Raw genomic sequence first — 19,984 nt, forward strand, 5'->3', positions numbered from 1 at the left:
TTCGGTGTGCCGAACTTTTCTGTCCGGATGTCCGGATCTGCCCGCCGGACCGGTGCCGGTGCCGCCGTGCTCGCCGCCGTCGCGCTCGCCCTGAGCGCCTGCACGGGCGGTGCTGAGGGTGCCGGTCCGGACGCTGCCGGGACGCCGGGCGAGGACGACCGTCCGGTCGTCCTCACGACGTTCACCGTCCTCGCGGACATGGCCCAGAACGTCGCGGGCGAGCACCTGCGCGTCGAGTCCATCACCAAGGTCGGCGCGGAGATCCACGGCTACGAGCCGACACCCGGTGACGTCCGGCGCGCGACCGACGCCGATCTCGTCCTCGACAACGGGCTCGGCCTCGAGGTGTGGTTCGCGCGCTTCGTCGACGGCCTCGACGTGCCGCACGTCGTCGTCAGCGAGGGCGTCGAGGTCATCCCCATCAGCGACGTCGACGGTGGCGCCTACCACGGCCTCGCCAACCCGCACGCCTGGATGTCGCCGCTCAACGCCCAGGTCTACGTGGAGAACATGGCGGACGCGTTCGCCGACCTCGACCCCGCGCACGGCGAGGACTACCGCGCCAACGCCGACGCCTACGCCGCCGAGCTGCAGGCCGTCCACGACGACCTCGTCACCCGGCTCGAGGCCGTGCCGGCGGAGCAACGGGCGCTCGTCACGTGCGAGGGCGCCTTCTCCTACCTCGCCCGGGACGCGGGGCTCACCGAGCACTACATCTGGGCGGTGAACGCCGAGCAGCAGGCCACCCCCCGGCAGGTCGCCCGCGTCATCGACGCCGTGCGGGACGACGACGTGCCCGCCGTGTTCTGCGAGTCGACCGTCTCCGACCGGCCCATGCAGCAGGTCGTCGCCGCGAGCGAGGCGACCTTCGGCGGTGTGCTCTACGTCGACTCGCTCTCGGAGCCCGACGGCCCCGTCCCCACCTACCTCGACCTCGTGCGGCACGACGCCACGACCATCGCCGAGGCGCTGACGGGCGGTGCGGACCGGTGAGCGCGAGCCCCGTCCCCGCCGTGCAGGTGACGGACCTGACCGTGCACTACGGCGACGTGCGTGCGCTCGACCGGGCGACGCTGCGTATCGGCCACGGCACCGTGTGCGGACTGGTCGGGATGAACGGCTCCGGCAAGTCCACGCTCTTCAAGGCCGTCATGGGCATGATCCGCCCCGACGAGGGAACCGTGCTGGTCGACGGCGCCGCCCCCGCCCGCGCCCGCCGCGCCCAGACGATCGGGTACGTGCCGCAGAGCGAGGACGTCGACTGGGCGTTCCCGCTGAGCGTGCGCGACGTCGTCATGACGGGCCGCTACGGCTACCAGGGCTTCACCCGCCGACCGCGGCCGGCGGACCGCGAGGCCGTCGCGCACGCGCTCGAACGGGTCGAGCTCACCGACCTCGCCGACCGGCAGATCGGCGCGCTGTCCGGCGGTCAGCGCAAGCGGGCGTTCGTCGCCCGCGGCCTCGCGCAGGACGCCACGATCCTCCTCCTCGACGAGCCGTTCGCCGGTGTCGACAAGCGCACCGAGGCCACGCTCACCACGCTCCTGCGCGAGCTCGCCGCCGACGGGCGGACCGTCGTCGTCTCCACGCACGACCTGCACGCGCTCCCGGACCTCGCCGACGAGGCCGTGCTGTTCCTCCACCGGGTCCTGCTGCACGACACCCCGGACGTGGTGCTGCGCCCCGACAACCTCGCGCTCGCCTTCGGTCTCGACGTGCTGGGCGGGCGCAGCCAGCAGGGCGGTCAGGGTGCCCGCGGGGACCGGGAGGCGTCGTGAACCCCGTCGACCTGCTCCTGGGGCCCCTCACCTACGACTTCATGCAGAACGCGCTGGCCGTCACGGTCACCGCGGCGATCGTGTGCGGCGTCCTGTCGTGCTGGCTCGTGCTCATCGGCTGGTCCCTCATGGGTGACGCGGTCTCCCACGCGGTGCTGCCCGGCGTCGTGCTCGCGTACGTCGTGGGCGCGCCGTTCGCGCTCGGCGCGCTGGTGTTCGGCCTGCTCGCCGTGACGCTCATCGGCGTCGTGCGGGACACCAGCCGCGTCAAGGAGGACGCCGCGATCGGGGTGGTGTTCACGACGCTGTTCGCGCTCGGCCTCGTCCTCATCTCCGTGACGCCGAGCCAGACCGACCTCAGCCACATCCTCTTCGGGAACCTGCTGGGGGTGAGCCTCGCCGACCTCGTGCAGGTGCTGGTGCTCGGCGTGATCACGTTCGGGATCCTCGTGCTCAAGCGCCGCGACCTCACCCTGTACGCGTTCGACCCGACGCACGCCCACGCGATCGGGCTCTCCCCGCGCCGCCTGGGCGCTCTGCTGCTCGGGCTGCTCGCACTGACGGTCGTCGTCGCGCTGCAGGCCGTCGGCGTCATCCTCGTCGTGGCGCTGCTCATCATTCCCGGCGCCACCGCGTACCTGCTCACGGACCGGTTCGCGCGGATGCTGTGGATCTCCCCCCTCGTCGCGGCCGCCGCCGCGGTGACCGGCATCTACCTGTCGTACTACCTCGACACGTCGTCGGGCGGCATGGTGGTGCTCACGATGGGCGCGGTGTTCGCCGTCGTCTACCTGTTCAGCCCGCGGCACGGGCTGGTCGCCTCCCGCGTCGCCCGTGCCCGACGTCGGCGGCTCGCCCTGCGCTGAGCCCTCACCACCCGCCGTGCCGGCGCCCGTGCCCAGGATCACCACAAGTTCACCTCTTGTTCTCGGCGAAATCCCAGGTTGAGCAGGCAGACTCTTCCCCATGACGTCGACGAGGACATCAGGAACGGCACGGTTCGCCGCTGCGGGCCTGCTCGCGCTCGGGATGATGCTGCCGCTCAGCGCGACCGCCACCGCGACCCCCGAGGTCCGGCAGCTCCTGGCCGACGCCCAGGTCCAGACCGAGACCATCAACACCGACCTCGACCGGGTCGAGCACCAGCTCCCCGAGATCCCCGCACTGCTCCGCCACGACATCACCGACGCCGTCGAGTCCGTGCACGCCGCGACCGACGAGGCACGCGCCGCGCTCGACGAGGCCGCGGACCCGCTGAGCGACGGCCGCGCCGCCGTCGCCCTCGCCGACGCGCAGGTCGCGCTCGACGCCGCATCGGCCCAGCTCCGCTACGTCACGGACCTCGCCGCCGGGCACGGCGAGGACGTCACCGCCAGCCTCCTGCGGCTCCAGGCCCACATCGACGAGCTGCGCGGCGAGACGAGCCGCGCGGGCGTCTGAGACGGGACACGACTCGTCGAACACGACTGAGCAGAACTTCTATCGCGCCGGCGACCCCGTCGTCCAGGGTCCGGGGTTCCCGCGTCCTGGTCGTCGTGAGACGCAGCGCGGGCTGCGGCGACCACAACGCCCAGCCGCCCGTGCTGACCACCGGGTACTCGTGGAGGCCGGGCGCCTGCACGGAGCCGACCCGGTCCGTCCCGTCATGAGCCCGCCCCGACGCCCGCACCCCACTGCGCACCGTCGAGCGGTGCCTCCGGGTCGAGGTTGACGACCCCACGGCGCCAGTAGCCGCGCAGCTCGAGCCGGTCGGCGTCCGCACCGGCGCGCAGCAGGTCGCGGCGGACTCCAGCGAGGTCGGTCGCCTCACCCGCACCGACGACGACCTCGTCGGCGTCGAGCGGGACGAGCGCGCGCACCGCGTCGACGAGCTGCCCGGGACCGTCCGTGCGGTAGAGGATCTCGACGACCGCACGACCGAGCTCGTCCTCGACGAACGCCTCGTCGACGTCGTCGCCGATCTCGACGATCGCCTGCACGGGGACGTCAGGCCGGACGGCCGCGACCCACCGTGCCAGCGCGGGGAGACCCGTCTCGTCACCGACGAGCGTCAGGCGCCCGATCCCGTCGGGCACACCGCGACTCGTCGTCGGGCCGACGAGGACCACCTCGTCCCCCACCGCGGCCCGCGCGGCCCACGCCGACGCCGGGCCCTCCTCGCCGCCGAGGGCGTCCCCGTGGAGCACCCAGTCGATGTCGACCTCCGCGACGCCGTCTGCCGTGCGCGTCGCCCTGACCGTCATCTCCCGCGAGATCGAGACCTGCCCCGCGGGACGCTGCAGCGCGCCGTCGGCAGTGAGCCTCGGCGGGTGCAGGATCCCTGTCGCAGGGTCCGGGAGGAACACCCTGACGTGGTCGTCGGGACCAGGCGATCGCAGCGCGGACAGAGTCGTCGCGCCGGCTGCGTCACCATCGGCACCGGACCCGGCGTCAGCCGCACCCCGGAACGTGATGCGGCGCAACGCCGCGGACGTCTCCGCGACGGCATGGACGCGCACGCGGCGCGGGAGCAGGTCGAGCTGGGTGACTGGTCGGCGGAGCACGGCTCGATTCCACCACGACCTCGCTCCGGACGTGGTGTCGCGCGGCAGGACGAGCCGCACGGGCGTCTGGGGCCGATGATGGGACGGTGCCCTGTCCTTCACGCCACCGCTCCCGTCGGCCCCGGCCGCACCTGACCGGCCTGATCAAACCGCACGTGGCGCTCCCTGCCCTGGGGCGCGCCGACCGGGCGGCCAACGCCTGGACCAACCGCCTCGCGCTCGGCACCGTCGCCGACACCGCCCTCGTGCGGCTGTCCGCCGCGGCGGACCGCGGCGTGCTCTGGGCGGGCGTCGCGGCGGGGGTGGCACTGACCGGGCGCCGCGGACGGGACGCCGCGTTCCGTGGCTACGGTTCCTTGCTCGCCGCGAGCGCCCTGGCGAACCTCGTCGGCAAGACCGTGTTCGGTGGTCAGCGCCCGGCGCTCGACCCCTTGCCGCTGTGGCGACGGGTCGGTCGTCCGCCCACCTCCCCGTCCTTCCCGTCGGGGCACTCGGCGTCGGCGGCGGCGTTCGTGACGGGCGTGGCGATCGAGTGGCCGACGCTCGGCCTGGCGCTCGCGCCGCTCGCGGGCGGGGTCGTGTACTCGCGACTGCACACCGGCTCGCACTGGCTCTCCGACGTCGTGTCCGGTGCGGCGCTCGGCACCGGCGTCGCACTCGCGGGGTGGGCGCTGCTCCCGCGGGGCCCGGGCACGGTGCCCGACGTCCCGGCCGGCCCGCTCGCCGACGTGCCTGCCCTGGCGGACGGAGACGGCCTGTTCGTCGTCGTGAACTCGGCTGCGGGCTCGGGTCGCCTGTTCGGCGAGAATCCGCTGACCGCGATCCGCACCGGTCTGCCGCGTGCGCAGGTTCACGTCCTCACCGACGGTGACGACCTCCCGGCGCTCTACGGCCGGGCGGCGGAGCGCGGTGCCCGGGCCTTCGGGATCAGCGGGGGCGACGGCACAGTCTCCACCGCCGCCGCTGCGGCGCGGGCCCACGACCTGCCGCTCGCGGTCTTCCCGGGCGGCACCCTCAACCACTTCGCGAAGGCGGCAGACCTGACGTCGATGGCCGCGACGGTCGCGGCGGTGCGGTCGGGCGCCGGCGTGGTGATCGACGTCGCCGACCTCGTGGTCGACGAGCACGGGGCCCGCACCGAGCGGACCGTCCTCAACACCTTCTCCGTCGGGGTGTACCCCGAGCTGGTCACCGAGCGGGAGAAGCACGAGCACCGGCTCGGCAAGTGGCCTGCCGCCGTGTGGGCCGCGGCGCGCGTGCTCCCGCGGGCGCGGCCGGTCCGGCTCGAGGTGGACGGGCGCACCGACGACTACCTGTCGCTCTTCGCCGGCATCAACCGCTACTACCCCCAGAGCCTCGCCCCCGTGGAACGGCTGCGGCTCGACGACGGGGTGCTCGACGTCCGGACCGCGACCGCCCAGCGTCGCGGTAGCCGGGTGCGCACCTTCCTCGAGGTCGCCGCCGGCGACCGCGGGTCACGACTCGCCCGGGCGCTGCCGCCGGTCCGGGAGCACCTCGTGGTGCGGGCCACCACGACGCCCGGGTTCGACCTGCGCGTCGAGGGTCGTCGGGAGGCCGATCGAGAGACCCACCCGGAGCCCGGTGACGAGGGCCGGCCGCAGGTGGTGCTCGCCCACGACGGCGAGACGCTGGTGCTGGACGGGGACGCGTCGGGCACGGCGGTCCGGCTGACGATGCAGCCCCGGGCCCTGCGGATCTACGCCCCGACCGACCCCACGGCGGGCTGAGCGTGCGACGCGCCGTGCACGAGGCAGATCGCGGTGCTCTGCGCGTCGGCGGTGCGGATCGGCGCCCCGCACGGTCCCCCCGGCCGGGGCGCCGTAGGCCTGGGCGAGAGAGCTCCGAGCACCAGCACGCGTGGCGCGAGCGCCGCGAGGACGCCTGCGCGCGACCGTGACCACCGAGAGGTCCAGGTCGGCCACCGGCTGCCGGTCGAGCCTCCGGACCACGGCTCGGTCCGGAGCGCTCCGCTCCAGCGCGTACCTCGGCGTCCATCGTGCGCCCGTTCTCGGCGAGTCGTGCGGCCAGGTGGCCGGACGCGCTCACGGGCCGCCGGGGCTCTCCGCCCTGCTCGCCGACACAGGCTCGTGGTCCTGGTCAGCCGCGTAGGCCGCGAAGACCTCCGCCGAAGATCCGCCGGTGCGGAGGTAGGCACCGTCGAGCAGTTCGGCGAAGCGGTCCAGGGTCCACCGCAACGACCTGGCGGACCGGCGAACCTCCGGGTCGGTCGAAAGGGCTGCCACCTCCACGAGGTTCGCGCCCACACCCACCGCCGCTGGCAGTGCTTCGGACGGGTCCGCGTCGCGGAAGTAGTAGGTCTCGCCGTAGTGCCCGAGCTGTACGTGCACCCGCGAGAAGTCCGCGACAAGGCCGTCGAGCGTCGAGACACGCAGCGCACCCCCGCCGTCCCCGGGGTCCTCGGACGTCCCGTGCTGAGCCTGGGTGTACGCGGTCAACCGACGTGCCAGCGCGCGGCGCTGCGTGAGGGCGGGAGCGACCTGCAGCACCCACGACACGGAGGCGCTGAGCAGGGCGAACCCGACGACGGCCTGGAGCGCCGTGCAGATCCGCGTCCAGCCGGTGGTGGGCGCGATGTCTCCGAGACCGAGCGTCGACAGCCCGACCATGGAGACGTAGACCGTCGCCACCATGCGCTCCCAGACGTCCGTCGGGACGGCGCCCGTGGAGTCCTCGAACGCGTCGGGCATGTGGGGCCAGAAGACGAACGACCAGCCGACGATGACCCCCGTCACCCAGGCGACGACGACGACGGCGAGCACCATCGGGCCGGCGAGGTCGAGCAGGAGCCGCCGCAGCCTCGACCGCTGCGGGAGACGGTGCACCGCCCACCAGGTCGCGCGGCCCACCACACCGCTCAGGCGACCCTCCCCGGCCGGGTGCCACAGCGTGTGGAACACGTCGCGGAGCACGAGCACGATGACAGCGGCTCCCACCAACGACAGCACGACGTCCATCACGTTCCTCACCCTCGGAGTGCACCCACCGTAGACATGCCACGCACGCCACGCGCGGTCGCGCTGACGGTCGACCCCGCGGCGGGCTGAGCGCGCCGAGAACGCGCCTCCTCGCCGTCGAGCCCGTGGTTGATGTCGCCTCAAGCCCGTTTCCGTCATCAACCTCGTGTTCGGCGGGGGTGGGGGAGAATTTACTTGCGTGCGCTTGAGAGAATGGACCGTCGTGAGTACCGAACCGCAGCCTGACGCGCGCCCTCCCCGCCGGGACGGCGCCACCGACGGCACCCCGCGGACGCCTCGACGCCGACGCGGTGGGCAGCGCACGGGACAGGGCGGGGGTCGGGGACAGGGGTCGCGCACGCCGTCGGGTACGCGTCAGGTGAGCACGGCTCAGCTCGAGAAGGCCGCGGAGGCGCGCGCGACGGTCACCGTCCCGCCGATCGTCTACCCCGAGCAGCTCCCGGTCAGCGCTCGCCGCGAGGACATCTCCGCGGCGATCCGTGACCACCAGGTCGTCGTCGTCGCGGGCGAGACGGGCTCGGGCAAGACGACGCAGCTGCCGAAGATCGCGCTCGACCTGGGCCGCGGCCGGGCAGGGCAGATCGGTCACACGCAGCCACGCCGGATCGCCGCCCGGACGGTCGCCGAGCGCATCGCCGAGGAGCTGCAGGTGCCGCTGGGTGGCGTCGTGGGCTACCAGGTCCGGTTCACCGACACGTCGAGCGAGGACACGCTCGTCAAGGTCATGACGGACGGCATCCTGCTCGCGCAGATCCAGCGCGACCCGCAGCTCCTCGCCTACGACACGATCATCATCGACGAGGCGCACGAGCGGTCGCTCAACATCGACTTCCTCCTCGGCTACCTCACCCGCCTGCTGCCGCAGCGCCCGGACCTCAAGGTCGTCATCACGTCGGCGACGATCGACTCGACGCGGTTCGCCCAGCACTTCTCGCCCGCACGGCTCGCGGAGCTCGGCGGTGCGCCGGGGTACGTCGTCGACGCGCTGCCCGACGAGGCGCCGGTCATCGAGGTCACGGGCCGCACCTACCCGGTGGAGATCCGCTACCGCCCGCTGAGTCCCGACCAGGGCGAGGACGAGCGCGCGGGCGGGCGCGCGGCGTCGAGCAGGTCGGGCGGCAAGGCCTCCCAGGACAAGGACCTCATGGCGGGGATCGTCGAGGCCGCGGACGAGCTGATGACCGAGGGGCCGGGCGACATCCTCGTGTTCCTCTCGGGCGAGCGCGAGATCCACGACGCCGCGGACGCCCTCGAGGGGCACCTCAAGGAGCGCGTGCGGGACCCGAAGCACCCGCAGCGCGTCGAGATCCTCCCGCTGTTCGCGCGGCTGTCGTCGGCCGAGCAGCACCGGGTGTTCCAGCAGCACACGGCGCGGCGCATCGTGCTGGCCACGAACGTCGCCGAGACGTCCTTGACGGTCCCGGGCATCCACTACGTGATCGACCCGGGCACGGCCCGCATCTCGCGGTACTCGAAGGCGACGAAGGTCCAGCGTCTGCCCATCGAGCCGGTGTCGCAGGCGAGCGCGAACCAGCGGTCGGGACGCTCGGGGCGTGTCGCGGACGGCGTCGCGATCCGGCTGTACGCGGAGGCGGACTTCGAGTCCCGCCCGGAGTTCACCGAGCCGGAGATCCTGCGCACGTCGCTCGCGTCCGTGCTGCTGCAGATGATCTCGGTCGGGGTGGTGTCCTCGCCCGACGACGTCGCGCGCTTCCCGTTCGTCGAGCCCCCGGACACTCGCGCGATCCGCGACGGCGTGCAGCTCCTCACCGAGCTCGGCGCCCTCGAGACGGTGGGCCGGGCGGGTGCGGACGGGACGGTCACGCGCCTCACCGAGACCGGGCGCGTCCTCGCCCAGCTCCCCATGGACCCGCGCCTCGCCCGGATGATCTGGGAGGGCTCGCGGCTGCAGGTCGCGCGCGAGGTCGCGATCATCGCGGCCGTCCTGTCCATCCAGGACCCGCGCGAGCGCCCCGCCGAGTTCCGCGCCCAGGCCGACCAGCTCCACGCACGCTTCGCCGACCCGCGCTCGGACTTCCTCACCTACCTCAACCTGTGGGAGTACGTGCGCGAGCAGCAGCACGAGCTCTCGTCGAGCGCGTTCCGGCGCCTGTGCAAGGCGGAGTACATCAACTTCCTGCGCGTGCGCGAGTGGCAGGACGTCGTCGCGCAGCTCCGCGACATGGGCAGGCCGCTCGGCATCGACATGTCCTACCGGCCGCGCGCGCGCGGCGAGGTCCGCACCGACGAGCGCGCCGAGCCGGCCGCCCCGGAGACCGCCGAGGCCGACCACCGTCAGAGCTGGGACGGCGACACGATCCACCGCGCCCTGCTCGCGGGGCTGCTGTCGCAGATCGGTATGCAGGAGTCGGGGGACGTCAAGGCGTCGTCGGTCGCGCACCTCAAGGGTGCGGCGCGCGAGCAGGCGATCCGCCGGGCGAAGAAGCAGGCCCGCAACGAGTACCTCGGCGCGCGCGGGGCGCGGTTCGCGATCTTCCCCGGCTCGCCGCTGTCGAAGAAGCCCCCGGTGTGGATCATGGCCGGGGAGCTCGTCGAGACGAGCCGCCTGTGGGCGCGCGACGTCGCCCGCATCCAGCCCGAGTGGGCGGAGGACCTCGCGGGGTCGCTCGCCCGGCGCACGTACTCCGAGCCGCACTGGTCGAGCAAGCAGGGTGCCGCGATCGCGCACGAGAAGGTCCTGCTCTACGGGGTGCCGATCGTCGCCGACCGCAAGGTCCTCTTCGCCAAGGTCGACCCCGAGGGCGCCCGCGAGCTGTTCATCCGCCACGCCCTCGTCCAGGGCGAGTGGACGACGCACCACCAGTTCTTCCACGAGAACCGCCGCCTCCTCGAGGAGGCCGAGGAGATCGAGGCGCGCTCGCGCCAGCGCGGGCTCGTCGTCGACGACGACGTGCTGTTCGCGTTCTACGACGAGCGGCTGCCCGACGACGTCGTCTCGGCCCGGCACTTCGACCAGTGGTGGAAGGGCGCGCGGCGCCGCGAGCCGGACCTGCTGACGTTCACGCTCGCGCAGCTCGTGCCCGACGCCGAGGCCGTGGACACCTCGCAGTTCCCCGAGCAGTGGGTCCAGGGCGACCTCAGCCTGCCGCTGACCTACCAGTTCCAGCCTGGTACAGAAGCAGACGGCGTGACGGTACACATCCCGGTGTCGGTGCTGAACCGCGTCGTCCCCGACGGCTTCGACTGGATGGTGCCGGGCCTGCTCGACGAGCTCGCGACCGCCACGATCCGGTCGCTGCCCAAGCCCGTGCGCGTCCAGCTCGTGCCCGCGCCGGACGTCGCCCGCGACGTCGTCGCCTGGCTGCGCGAGCACACCCCCGCCTGGGAGGACATGACCCGCGCCGGCGACATGGCCGAGCCCTTCCGCACCGCGTTCTCACGCGCCGTGCGGGCGCTGCGGGACGTCGTCGTGCCCGACGACGCGTGGGGACCCGAGCAGGAGGCGCGCCTCGCGAACCACCTGCGCATGACGTTCCGCGTCGAGGACACGCGCGGCCGTGGCGGCGTCGTCGTGCTCGACGAGTCGAAGGACCTGATCGCGCTCCAGCGACGCCTCGCCGCGCAGAACCAGGCCGCCGTGCGCGCCGCGGTCAAGGGCGCCGTCGGACAGGCGCTGCGGGAGGCGGCCGAGGCGTCTCCCGCGCAGGCCGCGACCACCGCACCAGCCGCACTGGCCGCATCAGCCGCACCCACCACGGGGACCGGCGGCCCCGTGCCCGCCGCACCGGCGGCGCCCGCTCCGGCGTCGGGCCCTCCCCCGGCACCGGCGATCGCCGAACGGGCCGCCCTGACGACCTGGCCGGACGACCTGCCGGACGGAGCGCTGCCGGACGTCGTGCAGACCGACGCCGGGGGCGGCGTGCTCGTGCGCGGGTACCCGGCGCTCGTCGAGGAACGCGACGCGAAGGGTATGCCGAACGTGGCGCTGCGCGTGCTGGCCGACGCGCGGCTGCGCGACGACGCCCACGCGCGCGGCGTGCGCCGGCTGCTGCTCGGCGAGACCGCGCTGGCGCCGGGCCGGATCACGAGCCGCTGGAACGGGTCGCAGTCGCTCACGCTCGCGGCGAGCCCCTACCGCAACACCGCGGCGCTGGTCGCGGATCTGCAGCTCGCGGCCGTCATCGCCCTGACCTCCGGCGGGAGCGACCCGGCCGGCGGGACCTCCGAGCGTACGACGCTGCCCGACGCCCGCACGATCCGGGACGCCGCCGCCTACACGAGCGCGCGAGACCTCGTCCGGGAGCGCCTGGAAGACCAGGTGCACCAGGTCGTCGGCCACGTCGTCGCGGTGCTCACGGCCGCGCGCACCCTCGACGGGGAGATCCGCGCGGCGAACAGCCTCGCCCTGCTCAACACGCTGACCGACCTCCGGGACCAGGTCGCCGGTCTCGTCCACGACGGCTTCGTGTCGGCCACCCCGCCCGAGCGGCTGCCGCACCTGACGCGGTACGTGCGGGCGGCGTCGTACCGGCTGGAGAAGGCGACGACGAACCCGAACCGGGACGCCGAGCTCGCGTGGCGCGTGCACGACGTCGAGGAGGCCGCGGCCAAGGCCAGGGCAGCGTGGGCCGCCGGGCCGCCCGACCCGGCGCGGGCCGCCGAGCTCGCCGAGGTCCGGTGGATGATCGAGGAGTTCCGTGTGTCGTTGTTCGCGCAGCAGCTCGGCACGCAGGGTTCCGTCAGCGAGAAGCGGATCCGGAAGGTGCTCGCTCCCGGCGGCTGGTGAGTCGGCGCGGACCCCGACACGCCGCGTCTCGCCGGGACAAAACCGCGCGACTGCTCTTGACTGTCCCCACGGGGAAACGAGGGCGTCCGGCGGCGACCTCCCGCCGGGCCGTGGCAGGGGGACTGTTCCATGGAACGAGTGATGGTGACGGGGTACGGGGCGGTGACGCCGGTCGGCGGGACCGCCGAGCGGACGTGGGCGGCGCTGCTGCGGGGAGACTCGGGCATCGAGGCCGTGAAGGACGAGTGGGCGCACGACCTCCCGGTCCGCATGGCGGCCCGCGTGGACGACGCGTTCGCCGACGAGCTGTCCGTGCGTGAGCTCCGGCGGCTGGACCGGGCCGAACAGCTCGCGCTCGTCGCGGGGCGTGAGGCGTGGGCGTCGGCTGGGAGACCGGACGTCGACCCGACGCGGGTCGCGGTCGTCGTCGGGACGGCGGTCGGCGGCATCGCGACGACGGTCGAGCAGAGCCAGGTGCTCCAGACGGCGGGGGCTCGACGCGTCTCCCCGCACGCCATCACGATGCTCATGGCGAACGGGCCCGCCGCGTGGCTGTCGATCGACCTCGGGGCGCAGGGCGGCGCCCGCACACCGGTCAGCGCCTGCGCGGCCGGGTCGGAGGCGATCGCGATGGGTCGCGAGCTCATCCGCGCGGACGTGGCCGACGTCGTCGTGTGCGGGGGCACGGAGGCGCCGGTCGTGCCGTTCGCGTTCGCGTCGTTCGCGCGGGCCCGCGCGATGTCGACCCGCAACGACGAGCCCCTGCGCGCGTCGCGCCCGTTCGACGCGGACCGCGACGGGTTCGTCCTCGGGGAGGGCGCGACGCTGCTCGTGCTCGAGCGCGAGGACCACGCCCGGGCCCGGGGGGCCACGCTGCACGGGGCGATCTCCGGCGCCGCGGTGACGTCCGACGCGTACGACATCGTCGGCGGGGAGCCGCGCAACCAGGCCCGCACGATCACCACCGCGCTGCGCGCCGCGGGCCTGACGCCCGCCGACGTGGGGCTGGTCCACGCGCACGCGACGTCGACGCCGGCCGGGGACCGCACCGAGGCGCTCGCCATCTCCACCGCGCTCCCGGACCTCCCGCCGGTCACGTCCACCAAGTCCTCGACCGGTCACCTGCTCGGCGCGTCCGGCGCCCTCGGCACCCTCGTGGCGGTCCTCGCCCTGCGGGACGGCCAGGTGCCGCCGACGCTGAACGTCGACCGCCAGGACCCGGAGATCGGCCTGGACGTCGTGCAGGACCGCGCCCACGGCACGACGGCGGAGCATGCCGTGGTCAACGCGTTCGGCTTCGGGGGGCACAGCGCGTCGGTGGTGGTCTCGCGCGCCTGAGCCGAGGATGGGTCCATGGGACCCGACCTCAGCGCCCGGCAGGGCGACATCACGACCGCGACGACGGACGCGATCGTCAACGCGGCGAACTCGTCGCTGCTCGGCGGCGGCGGGGTGGACGGCGCGATCCACGCGGCCGCAGGGCCCGGGCTCCTCGACGCGTGCCGGGAGCTGCGGCGCACCACCCTCCCCGACGGGCTCGGCGTCGGGGACGCCGTCGTCACGCCCGGCTTCGACCTGCCGGCGCGGTGGGTCGTGCACACCGTCGGCCCGAACCGCCACCGCGGCGAGCGCGACCCCCGGCTGCTCGCGTCCTGCTTCACCCGCTCGCTCGACGAGGCGGCGCGCGTCGGCGCGACGTCCGCGTCGTTCCCCGCCGTCAGCGCGGGCGTCTACGGGTGGGACGCACGCGAGGTCGCGGAGGTCGCCGTCACGGCGGTGCGGTCGTGGGACGGGTCAGGCGTGGACTCGGTGCAGTTCGTCCTCTTCTCCCCCGCCGTGCTCGCCGCGTTCCGCGCTGCGCTCGACGGATCGTGACGCCGGTGGAGAGCTCAGAGACCGGACGACGGTGTCGTGAGCCGCCATACTGAGCCATGGACTGCCGCCTCGAAGCCGCTGCGTTCGACATCGCATCGTCTGCCGGCTGGTACTCAGCCATCGCCGGGCTGCTCGCCGGTTTCGCACTGCTGGCCATCCTGCTGCCGCTCGACCACGAGGCCGACACCTCGGAAGACCCCCACCTGGCCGACTCGGTGGTCATCTTCACCTGTGCGTTCTTCACCCTGCTGATCCTCGCCTTCAACTACGGCGTTCTGTCCGGACGGACGGGCGCGGGGCCCGCGGCCGGGGTGGCGGCCCACGAGCAGCTGCTCAACGGTGCCGTGTTCGGCCTGGCCACACTGTTGCTGCTGTTCGGTCTGCGGGCTGTGCTCCGCAGCTACGGCACCAACGCCACAGTCTTCGAGTCGGCCAGGACGGTGATCCTCGTGGCCACGGCGACGCTCGGCCCCCTCGTGTCTCTGGCCCTGCAGTTCTCGAACGCGCTCGATCTCGAGCACTACCGGGTCGGCCTGGAGACCAGCACGGGCTGCGGCACCGACGGACTGCCGTCGGGTGTGTGGATCAACCTCGCCATCACCGCCGTCGCAGCCGTCGCAGTCCTCGTCGTCGCGCTCGTGCGGAAGCGACTTCCCCACAGTCTCACCGCGGTCACCACCGTCGCCAAGGTCACCCTCGGCCTGGCGGTGGTGGTCACCGTGTGGACCGCGGTGGTCGTGCCGCTGCTGCCCCTCGACGTCATCACCAGCTCCGTCTTCGAGCACCTCACCCTGGCGGCCACCGGGGTTGCCACCGTGATCGTCGCCGTCGCGGCGTGGACCGCCCGCTGATCGATCGAGCCGGTCAGGCCAGGGTCGATCTCGGCCTCCGACGTCGTCGGCATAGACGGGCCGGCAGCATCGGCGCGACTACCCGCGGGCGGCGAAGCGGTCCGGGGAGAAGCCGGTGAGGTCGACAGCCGGGGTGTCGCCCACCGCGAGCGCCGCGACAGCGTCGCCGACGGCGGACGCGTGCTTGAAGCCGTGCCCGGAGCACGCGGCGGCGAGCACGACGCGGGGGTAGGCGGCGGGCACACCGATCGAGAAGGAGTGGTCGGGGGTCATGGTGATCATGCAGCCCTCGGCGGTGACGGCCTGCGGGTCGAGGCCGGGCAGCCGCCGGGCGACCCAGCGGGCGACGGGCTCCCACTCGTCGGGGGTGGCGTCGAGCGGGTTGCGGGACGGGTGCCCGACGACGGGTCCCGGCAGGTCGTGCAGGCCCACCTTGACGCCGTGCCCCTCGAGCGCGGGCGCTCCCCACGCGAGGTGGCCGTCGCTCTCGTGGATGAAGACGGGAAACCGGTCGGGGTCGAAGCCGGCGCCGGCGCCGGTGCCAGAGCCCGACGGAGCGTCCCGTTCCCCGAACCAGGTGAGCACCACCCGGCGCACCTCGGTGGGGACGGTGAGCCGGGGCAGGAGGTCGGTGGCCCAGGCGCCGGCGGCGACCACGAGGCGTTCGACCCGGGTCTCCTCGTCGCCCTGCGGGCCGCTGGTGCGGACGGTGACCCCGGCGTCGTCGGGCTCGATCGCGACGACGCGCGCACCGGTGCGGACCTCGGCGCCGAGCGCGCGGGCCACGTCGACCGCGGCGCGGATCGCGGCCTCGGACCGCACGACGCCGGTGCCGGGGTCGACGAGCCCGACGGTGCCGTCGTCGACGACGTGCTGGGGGAAGCGGCGGCGCAGATCGTCGGTGTCGAACAGCTCGTGCGGCAGCCCGTGCGCACGCACGGCGTCGAGCGTGGAGGTGACCATGGCGCCGTCGGGCCGGCCCATGAAGATGCCGCCGGTGAGGGTGAGGAGCTCGCGGCCCGACGCGGACTCGAGCTCGCGCCACAGGTCGCGGGCGTGCAGTGCCAGGCCGACGTACTCAGGACCCTCGACGAGCGCGGTGCGGAACAGCCGCGTGTGCCCGTGGGACGACCCGTGGGCGTGGCCCGGGGTGTGCTGCTCGAACCCCACGACGCTCGCCCCGCGGGCCGCCGCCCTCCACAGGGCGGAACTGCCCGCAGCGCCGAGCCCCACCACACCGATCTGCGCGTCCGTCACGGGACCAGTGTCCCAGGGTCACGTCCGGGCCGGGTCAGGGGTCTCCCCGATACCGAGCGGGCCACGGACGTCGTAGCGTCGAGGTATGAGCGCACCCACCTTGTCCCGTCCCCGCCGCGGCCGTGTCATCGCCGGAGTGTGCGCGGGCCTCGCCCGTCGCTTCGGCTGGAGCCCGACCGTCGTGCGTGTCGTCGCCGTCGCGTCGATCCTGCTGCCCGGCCCGCAGGTCATCGCCTACATCGTGCTGTGGATCATCATGCCCAGCGACGACTGAGCCGCCGGACCGGCCGACCTCAGGGCTGCCGGTCGAAGACCGTGCGTCGAGCAGGCCGACTGCGCCCTCGGGTCGGTCGGACCCGCAGGGCGCCACCGAATCGTATCGGGTCATGTCTCGCGAGCGGATCGGCGCTCTACTTCTCGAACAGCCGGGCACCGAACCAGTCGAACCGTGGACGCCAGCCGTGGTTGCGGAGCAGGGTGAGTACCGGGACCTTCGCGTCGGAGGGTCGGATCGACACCGCACCCTCCCACGAGGTCCGCGTCTCCCCCGAGCTCGCCACGTGCACCTGGCCGTCAGCACCCTCGGCGATCGTCATGTTGAGACGACCAGACGTCTTGCCACGGTGCCACTTCCAGCTCGCCCGCGAGGACGCCCCTCCGGGACCGACGACGGTGCGGGAGTCCGCCGTGCCGGAGTACTCGACGAAGGTGTACCGGGACCGCTCCGGATCGAGGTCGACCTCCATGCGCCAGGCGTAGGCGACCTTGCCCCTGACGAACAGGGTCTGCCAACGCATCTCCTCGGACTTCCACCGCACCTCGAGCCGCACGCGGCCGTCGGTGCCCCGCTGCGCCTCGAGCAGATAGGGAAGGCCGTCGGAGTTCAGTGCGAGCAGCTCACCGACCACCCGGTCGACGGACGACGGCGCGCCCGGGGTCGCGACAGCGACGTCCACCACCTCGGCCACCTCCCGGCGTTCCGCCAGCGCCAGCGCCCCACGCCTCACCATCCACACGACACGAGCGACCACCACGACGAAGAACGCCGCGATGATCGTGACGCCGAGAGCGACCCGGCCCGAGAGGATCGCCCACACGCCGAGAGGGATGATCACGTAGGCCGAGAAGAAGATCACCCGGCGGCTGATCACGGCGAAGCGATTAGCTCCGGCCGGTGAGCTGGTCTGCGCGCCCGCCTCGCTCATCGGCCGACCAGAGCGATGCTGTCCTGGATGGCGCGCACGGCGGGCCAGACGTCCGGCGCCTGCGGTCCGGCACACGTCCCGGTGAAGTCCTCGCTCGGATAAGAGACGGTAGTCATGTGTCCATCCAATCAGTCGGCGCCATGCCCGGTCACCACCATCCACCGGTGATGCCGTCGACGTCAGAGATTGCCAAGACCGTGTCGGCCGGCGACCACTCCAGCGAGACGTCGAACCCGGCGCCGATGCCCAGTGCCGCGCCCAGGATCCACCTGTCCGACGCCCTGGGCGGCAGTCTGCTCACCCGTCGAGGGCAATCAGCACGGACTCGCGCTGGTCGACAACACCTGCATCCAGGACGCGCTGGCCGCGTACCGGATCGATCTCGAGAGCCCTGGCCCGACGCGCCCTGCGACCTGCAGGTGGCAGCGGGTTAGGCCGAGCGCGCCGTCAGCCTGTCGACGACGTCGGCCGCTCCGCGGGACGCGAGCGCCTCGCGCGCGGCGGTGTACGCGGAGACGAGGCGCTCGTCCTGGCCGAGGTCGCCGAACGTCGGCGCGAAGGACAGCAGCGCGCCCGGCTCCTGCGCCTCCCGGCGGACCGCCGCGCGCAGGGCGTCGGCGTGCTGGTCGGGCACCGGGTCCTCGGCTGGTTCGAGCCGCAGGCTCCAGGCCGCGATCACCAGGACGCAGCAGTCGGTCGGGCCGCCGGTGCGCAGCTGTTCCCGCAGCACCGGCACGAGGAACTTGGGCAGCCGCTCGGACGCGTCGACGACCTGACGGTCGAGCGTGTCTCCCACGGCGTCGCTGCGGAACCGGGCCAGGAGCTGGTCGCAGTAGGCCTCGAGGTCCGTCCCCGGCACCTGCCCGAGGGTGGGGATCGCCTCCGTCGACCAGTACCGGCGGAGGAACCCCGCGAGCGTCTCGTCCCGGGACGCCTCGTGCACCCAGGAGAACCCGGCCAGCAGGCCGAGGTGCCCCAACGCCTGGTGCGCGGCGTTCAGCAGGCGGAGCTTCATCCGCTCGAAGGGCTCGACGTCGTCGACGAGCTCGACCCCGACCGCACCGAGGTCGGGCCGACCGAGCGTGAACGTGTCCTCGAGCACCCACTGCTGGAAGCTCTCGGACGTCACCGCCCACCGGTCCTCCAGCCCGACGAGCTCGGCGGCCCGCGCACGGGACCGCTCGGTGGGCACGGGCGTGATCCGGTCGACCATCGAGGACGGGAACGCGACCTCGGCCTCGATCCACCGCGCGAGGTCGGCGTCGAAGGCGCGCGCGAACGATGTCAGGGCCGTCCTCGCGACGTGCCCGTTGCCCTGGATGTTGTCGCAGGAGACCACGGTGAAGGGCGGGGTACCGGCGTCCCGTCGCGCGCGCAGCGCGAGGACGAGGTGGCCGAGCGCGCTCGTCGGCTCGACGCCGGCGGGGAGGTACTCGAGGTCGGCGAGGGTGGCCGGGTCCCGGGGGGAGAACAGCCCGGTCGAGTCGTCGACGCCGTAGCCGCCCTCGGTCACCGTCATCGTGACGATCCGGGTCGTCGGCGCCCGCAGCACCCGCTGGACGGCCGACTGGTCCGCCGGTCCGTAGAGGTACCGCACGACGGCCCCGACCACGCGCGCCGTCTCGGCGCCGTCGGGGTCGACGGTCACGTGCGTGTAGAGCCCGTCCTGCGCGGCCGCCACGGCGGCGGCCGCGGCGTCGCCGGGGAGCAGGCCGACCCCGCAGATGCCCCAGTCCGGGTCACCAGCGGCGAGGACGTCGTCGACGTACCGCGCCTGGTGCGCGCGGTGGAACCCTCCGACGCCGAGGTGGACGATCCCCACCCGGACCGCGTCGCGGTCGTAGCGGGGGGTGGCGACGCCCTCCCTCGCCTGGTCGACGGTGCGTGCTCCGAGCCGGGTCATGACAGATCCTCCGGGTGCGGGTGACGTGCGGACGCGGTGCGGTCACCGGGTGGTGCCAGGCGGACGACGAGGTCGGCGCGGGCGCGGGTCGCAGCCACCACGTCGGCGTTCGACTCGTCGACGGTGCGCACCCAGTCCCGGGCGGCGTCCTCGTCGTGCCCGTAGGAGACGCGGCGGGCCGTGAGCCGCTCGACCCGCTCGGACGCGGGCAGGTCGAGGTACCAGACCGTGTCCAGCCGGCCGCGCACCCGTTCCCACCCGCCGGCGTCCCCGAGCAGGTAGTTCCCCTCGGTCACCACGAGCGGGACGCCCGACGGGACGGGCACCGCCCCGGCCACCGACGCCTCGAGCCTACGGTCGAACCGCGGGGCGTAGACGACGTCCTCGTCGTTGCGGCGCAGCCGGTCGAGCAGCGCCACGTACCCGGCGACGTCGAACGTGTCCGGCGCACCCTTGCGGGCGAGCCGCCCGGTCGCGGCGAGCACCTCGTCGGCGAGGTGGAAGGCGTCCATGCCGACGACGGCGACGTCGGCACCGAGGACGCGGACCAGCTCGTCGCAGAGCGTCGACTTGCCGGCACCCGGCGCTCCGACGACCCCCAGCAGGCTGCGCCCACCTCGCGCCACCAGCGCGGCCGCACGCTCGACGAGGCGCTCGACCGGCTCGACCCGCACGAGGTCGGCGGACGTCGTCTCCTCCATCGCAGTTCCTCCCGCTCCTGGTTCCCGACAGGACGCCGGACCAACCGCTCCCCCGGACGCTAGGCCTCTATGTCACCGGTGTCAAGAGATTGCATGACACCGGTGAC

General features: G+C 73.6%; 17 protein-coding genes. 10 read left to right on the forward strand and 7 right to left on the reverse strand.

Annotated features, from left to right (window positions below; all coding sequences use genetic code 11):
* Positions 1 to 27: 27 nt before the first annotated feature.
* The 4 genes from OHL10_RS11090 (at position 28) to OHL10_RS11105 (ending at position 3,218) form a co-directional block, all read left to right on the forward strand.
* A complete protein-coding gene (locus OHL10_RS11090; protein ID WP_265522279.1) occupies positions 28 to 993 on the forward strand; it encodes a metal ABC transporter substrate-binding protein in 966 nt (321 codons plus the stop codon).
* Positions 990 to 1,778 carry a metal ABC transporter ATP-binding protein gene (locus OHL10_RS11095; RefSeq protein ID WP_265522280.1) on the forward strand — a complete coding sequence of 263 codons (789 nt, stop codon included), beginning with the start codon at positions 990 to 992 and terminating at the stop codon, positions 1,776 to 1,778. The genes OHL10_RS11090 and OHL10_RS11095 overlap by 4 nt, the downstream gene beginning before the upstream one ends.
* Positions 1,775 to 2,644 (forward strand): metal ABC transporter permease, encoded by an 870-nt coding sequence (locus tag OHL10_RS11100; protein WP_265522281.1) that lies wholly within the window; start codon positions 1,775 to 1,777, stop codon positions 2,642 to 2,644. The genes OHL10_RS11095 and OHL10_RS11100 overlap by 4 nt, the downstream gene beginning before the upstream one ends.
* Positions 2,645 to 2,744: 100 nt before the next feature.
* The gene (locus OHL10_RS11105) at positions 2,745 to 3,218 is read left to right on the forward strand and encodes a hypothetical protein (RefSeq protein ID WP_265522282.1); all 474 of its coding nucleotides are present in this window, start codon (positions 2,745 to 2,747) and stop codon (positions 3,216 to 3,218) included.
* Positions 3,219 to 3,421: 203 nt separating this feature from the next.
* Here OHL10_RS11105 and OHL10_RS11110 read toward each other — a convergent pair whose 3' ends face one another.
* Positions 3,422 to 4,321, reverse strand: coding sequence for a siderophore-interacting protein (locus tag OHL10_RS11110; RefSeq protein ID WP_265522283.1), 900 nt, complete (start codon positions 4,319 to 4,321; stop codon positions 3,422 to 3,424).
* 155 nt (positions 4,322 to 4,476) lie between these two features.
* On the opposite strand from OHL10_RS11110, the gene OHL10_RS11115 reads away from it, so the two are divergent.
* The gene (locus OHL10_RS11115; protein ID WP_265522284.1) at positions 4,477 to 6,069 is read left to right on the forward strand and encodes a bifunctional phosphatase PAP2/diacylglycerol kinase family protein; all 1,593 of its coding nucleotides are present in this window, start codon (positions 4,477 to 4,479) and stop codon (positions 6,067 to 6,069) included.
* A gap of 315 nt (positions 6,070 to 6,384) precedes the next feature.
* Here OHL10_RS11115 and OHL10_RS11120 read toward each other — a convergent pair whose 3' ends face one another.
* Positions 6,385 to 7,329 carry a potassium channel family protein gene (locus tag OHL10_RS11120; protein ID WP_265522285.1) on the reverse strand — a complete coding sequence of 315 codons (945 nt, stop codon included), beginning with the start codon at positions 7,327 to 7,329 and terminating at the stop codon, positions 6,385 to 6,387.
* A 367-nt stretch (positions 7,330 to 7,696) separates the two neighbouring features.
* Between OHL10_RS11120 and hrpA the strand changes: the two genes are divergently transcribed.
* From hrpA to OHL10_RS11140, 4 genes are all read left to right on the forward strand, one after another.
* Positions 7,697 to 12,085 carry an ATP-dependent RNA helicase HrpA gene (gene hrpA, locus OHL10_RS11125; RefSeq protein WP_265522286.1) on the forward strand — a complete coding sequence of 1,463 codons (4,389 nt, stop codon included), beginning with the start codon at positions 7,697 to 7,699 and terminating at the stop codon, positions 12,083 to 12,085.
* 129 nt (positions 12,086 to 12,214) lie between these two features.
* Positions 12,215 to 13,423 (forward strand): beta-ketoacyl-[acyl-carrier-protein] synthase family protein, encoded by a 1,209-nt coding sequence (locus OHL10_RS11130; protein ID WP_265522287.1) that lies wholly within the window; start codon positions 12,215 to 12,217, stop codon positions 13,421 to 13,423.
* Between the two features lie 15 nt (positions 13,424 to 13,438).
* Positions 13,439 to 13,960 carry an O-acetyl-ADP-ribose deacetylase gene (locus OHL10_RS11135; protein WP_265522288.1) on the forward strand — a complete coding sequence of 174 codons (522 nt, stop codon included), beginning with the start codon at positions 13,439 to 13,441 and terminating at the stop codon, positions 13,958 to 13,960.
* 56 nt (positions 13,961 to 14,016) lie between these two features.
* Positions 14,017 to 14,811: a hypothetical protein gene (locus tag OHL10_RS11140; protein WP_265522289.1), complete on the forward strand. Its 795-nt coding sequence runs from the start codon at positions 14,017 to 14,019 to the stop codon at positions 14,809 to 14,811.
* A gap of 78 nt (positions 14,812 to 14,889) precedes the next feature.
* Here OHL10_RS11140 and solA read toward each other — a convergent pair whose 3' ends face one another.
* Positions 14,890 to 16,068: an N-methyl-L-tryptophan oxidase gene (gene solA, locus OHL10_RS11145; RefSeq protein WP_265522290.1), complete on the reverse strand. Its 1,179-nt coding sequence runs from the start codon at positions 16,066 to 16,068 to the stop codon at positions 14,890 to 14,892.
* A gap of 85 nt (positions 16,069 to 16,153) precedes the next feature.
* Here solA and OHL10_RS11150 point away from each other — a divergent pair, with 85 nt between their 5' ends.
* Positions 16,154 to 16,342 (forward strand): PspC domain-containing protein, encoded by a 189-nt coding sequence (locus OHL10_RS11150; RefSeq protein ID WP_265522291.1) that lies wholly within the window; start codon positions 16,154 to 16,156, stop codon positions 16,340 to 16,342.
* Positions 16,343 to 16,478: 136 nt separating this feature from the next.
* Here the strand turns inward: OHL10_RS11150 and OHL10_RS11155 are convergent, their stop codons facing one another.
* From OHL10_RS11155 to OHL10_RS11170, 4 genes are all read right to left on the reverse strand, one after another.
* Positions 16,479 to 17,273, reverse strand: coding sequence for a hypothetical protein (locus OHL10_RS11155; protein WP_265522292.1), 795 nt, complete (start codon positions 17,271 to 17,273; stop codon positions 16,479 to 16,481).
* Positions 17,274 to 17,421: 148 nt separating this feature from the next.
* The gene (locus tag OHL10_RS11160; protein ID WP_265522293.1) at positions 17,422 to 17,574 is read right to left on the reverse strand and encodes a hypothetical protein; all 153 of its coding nucleotides are present in this window, start codon (positions 17,572 to 17,574) and stop codon (positions 17,422 to 17,424) included.
* 129 nt (positions 17,575 to 17,703) lie between these two features.
* Positions 17,704 to 19,176: a mannitol dehydrogenase family protein gene (locus OHL10_RS11165; protein ID WP_265522294.1), complete on the reverse strand. Its 1,473-nt coding sequence runs from the start codon at positions 19,174 to 19,176 to the stop codon at positions 17,704 to 17,706.
* Positions 19,173 to 19,877 (reverse strand): nucleoside/nucleotide kinase family protein, encoded by a 705-nt coding sequence (locus tag OHL10_RS11170; protein WP_265522295.1) that lies wholly within the window; start codon positions 19,875 to 19,877, stop codon positions 19,173 to 19,175. Before OHL10_RS11170 ends, OHL10_RS11165 begins: the two co-directional genes overlap by 4 nt.
* Between the last annotated feature and the right edge of the window lie 107 nt (positions 19,878 to 19,984).

This window comes from Oerskovia flava (assembly GCF_026163685.1).
Classification (GTDB): Bacteria; Actinomycetota; Actinomycetes; order Actinomycetales; family Cellulomonadaceae; genus Oerskovia_A; species Oerskovia_A flava.

Bases quoted from the DNA above. Each gene is read 5' to 3' on its own strand.
- OHL10_RS11090 (WP_265522279.1), top strand. From the start codon at position 28: ATGTCCGGATCTGCCCGCCGGACCGGTGCCGGTGCCGCCGTGCTCGCC.
- OHL10_RS11105 (WP_265522282.1), top strand. From the start codon at position 2,745: ATGACGTCGACGAGGACATCAGGAACGGCACGGTTCGCCGCTGCGGGC.
- OHL10_RS11130 (WP_265522287.1), top strand. From the start codon at position 12,215: ATGGAACGAGTGATGGTGACGGGGTACGGGGCGGTGACGCCGGTCGGC.
- OHL10_RS11135 (WP_265522288.1), top strand. From the start codon at position 13,439: ATGGGACCCGACCTCAGCGCCCGGCAGGGCGACATCACGACCGCGACG.
- OHL10_RS11140 (WP_265522289.1), top strand. From the start codon at position 14,017: ATGGACTGCCGCCTCGAAGCCGCTGCGTTCGACATCGCATCGTCTGCC.
- OHL10_RS11150 (WP_265522291.1), top strand. From the start codon at position 16,154: ATGAGCGCACCCACCTTGTCCCGTCCCCGCCGCGGCCGTGTCATCGCC.
- OHL10_RS11155 (WP_265522292.1), bottom strand. From the start codon at position 17,273: ATGAGCGAGGCGGGCGCGCAGACCAGCTCACCGGCCGGAGCTAATCGC.
- OHL10_RS11165 (WP_265522294.1), bottom strand. From the start codon at position 19,176: ATGACCCGGCTCGGAGCACGCACCGTCGACCAGGCGAGGGAGGGCGTC.
- OHL10_RS11170 (WP_265522295.1), bottom strand. From the start codon at position 19,877: ATGGAGGAGACGACGTCCGCCGACCTCGTGCGGGTCGAGCCGGTCGAG.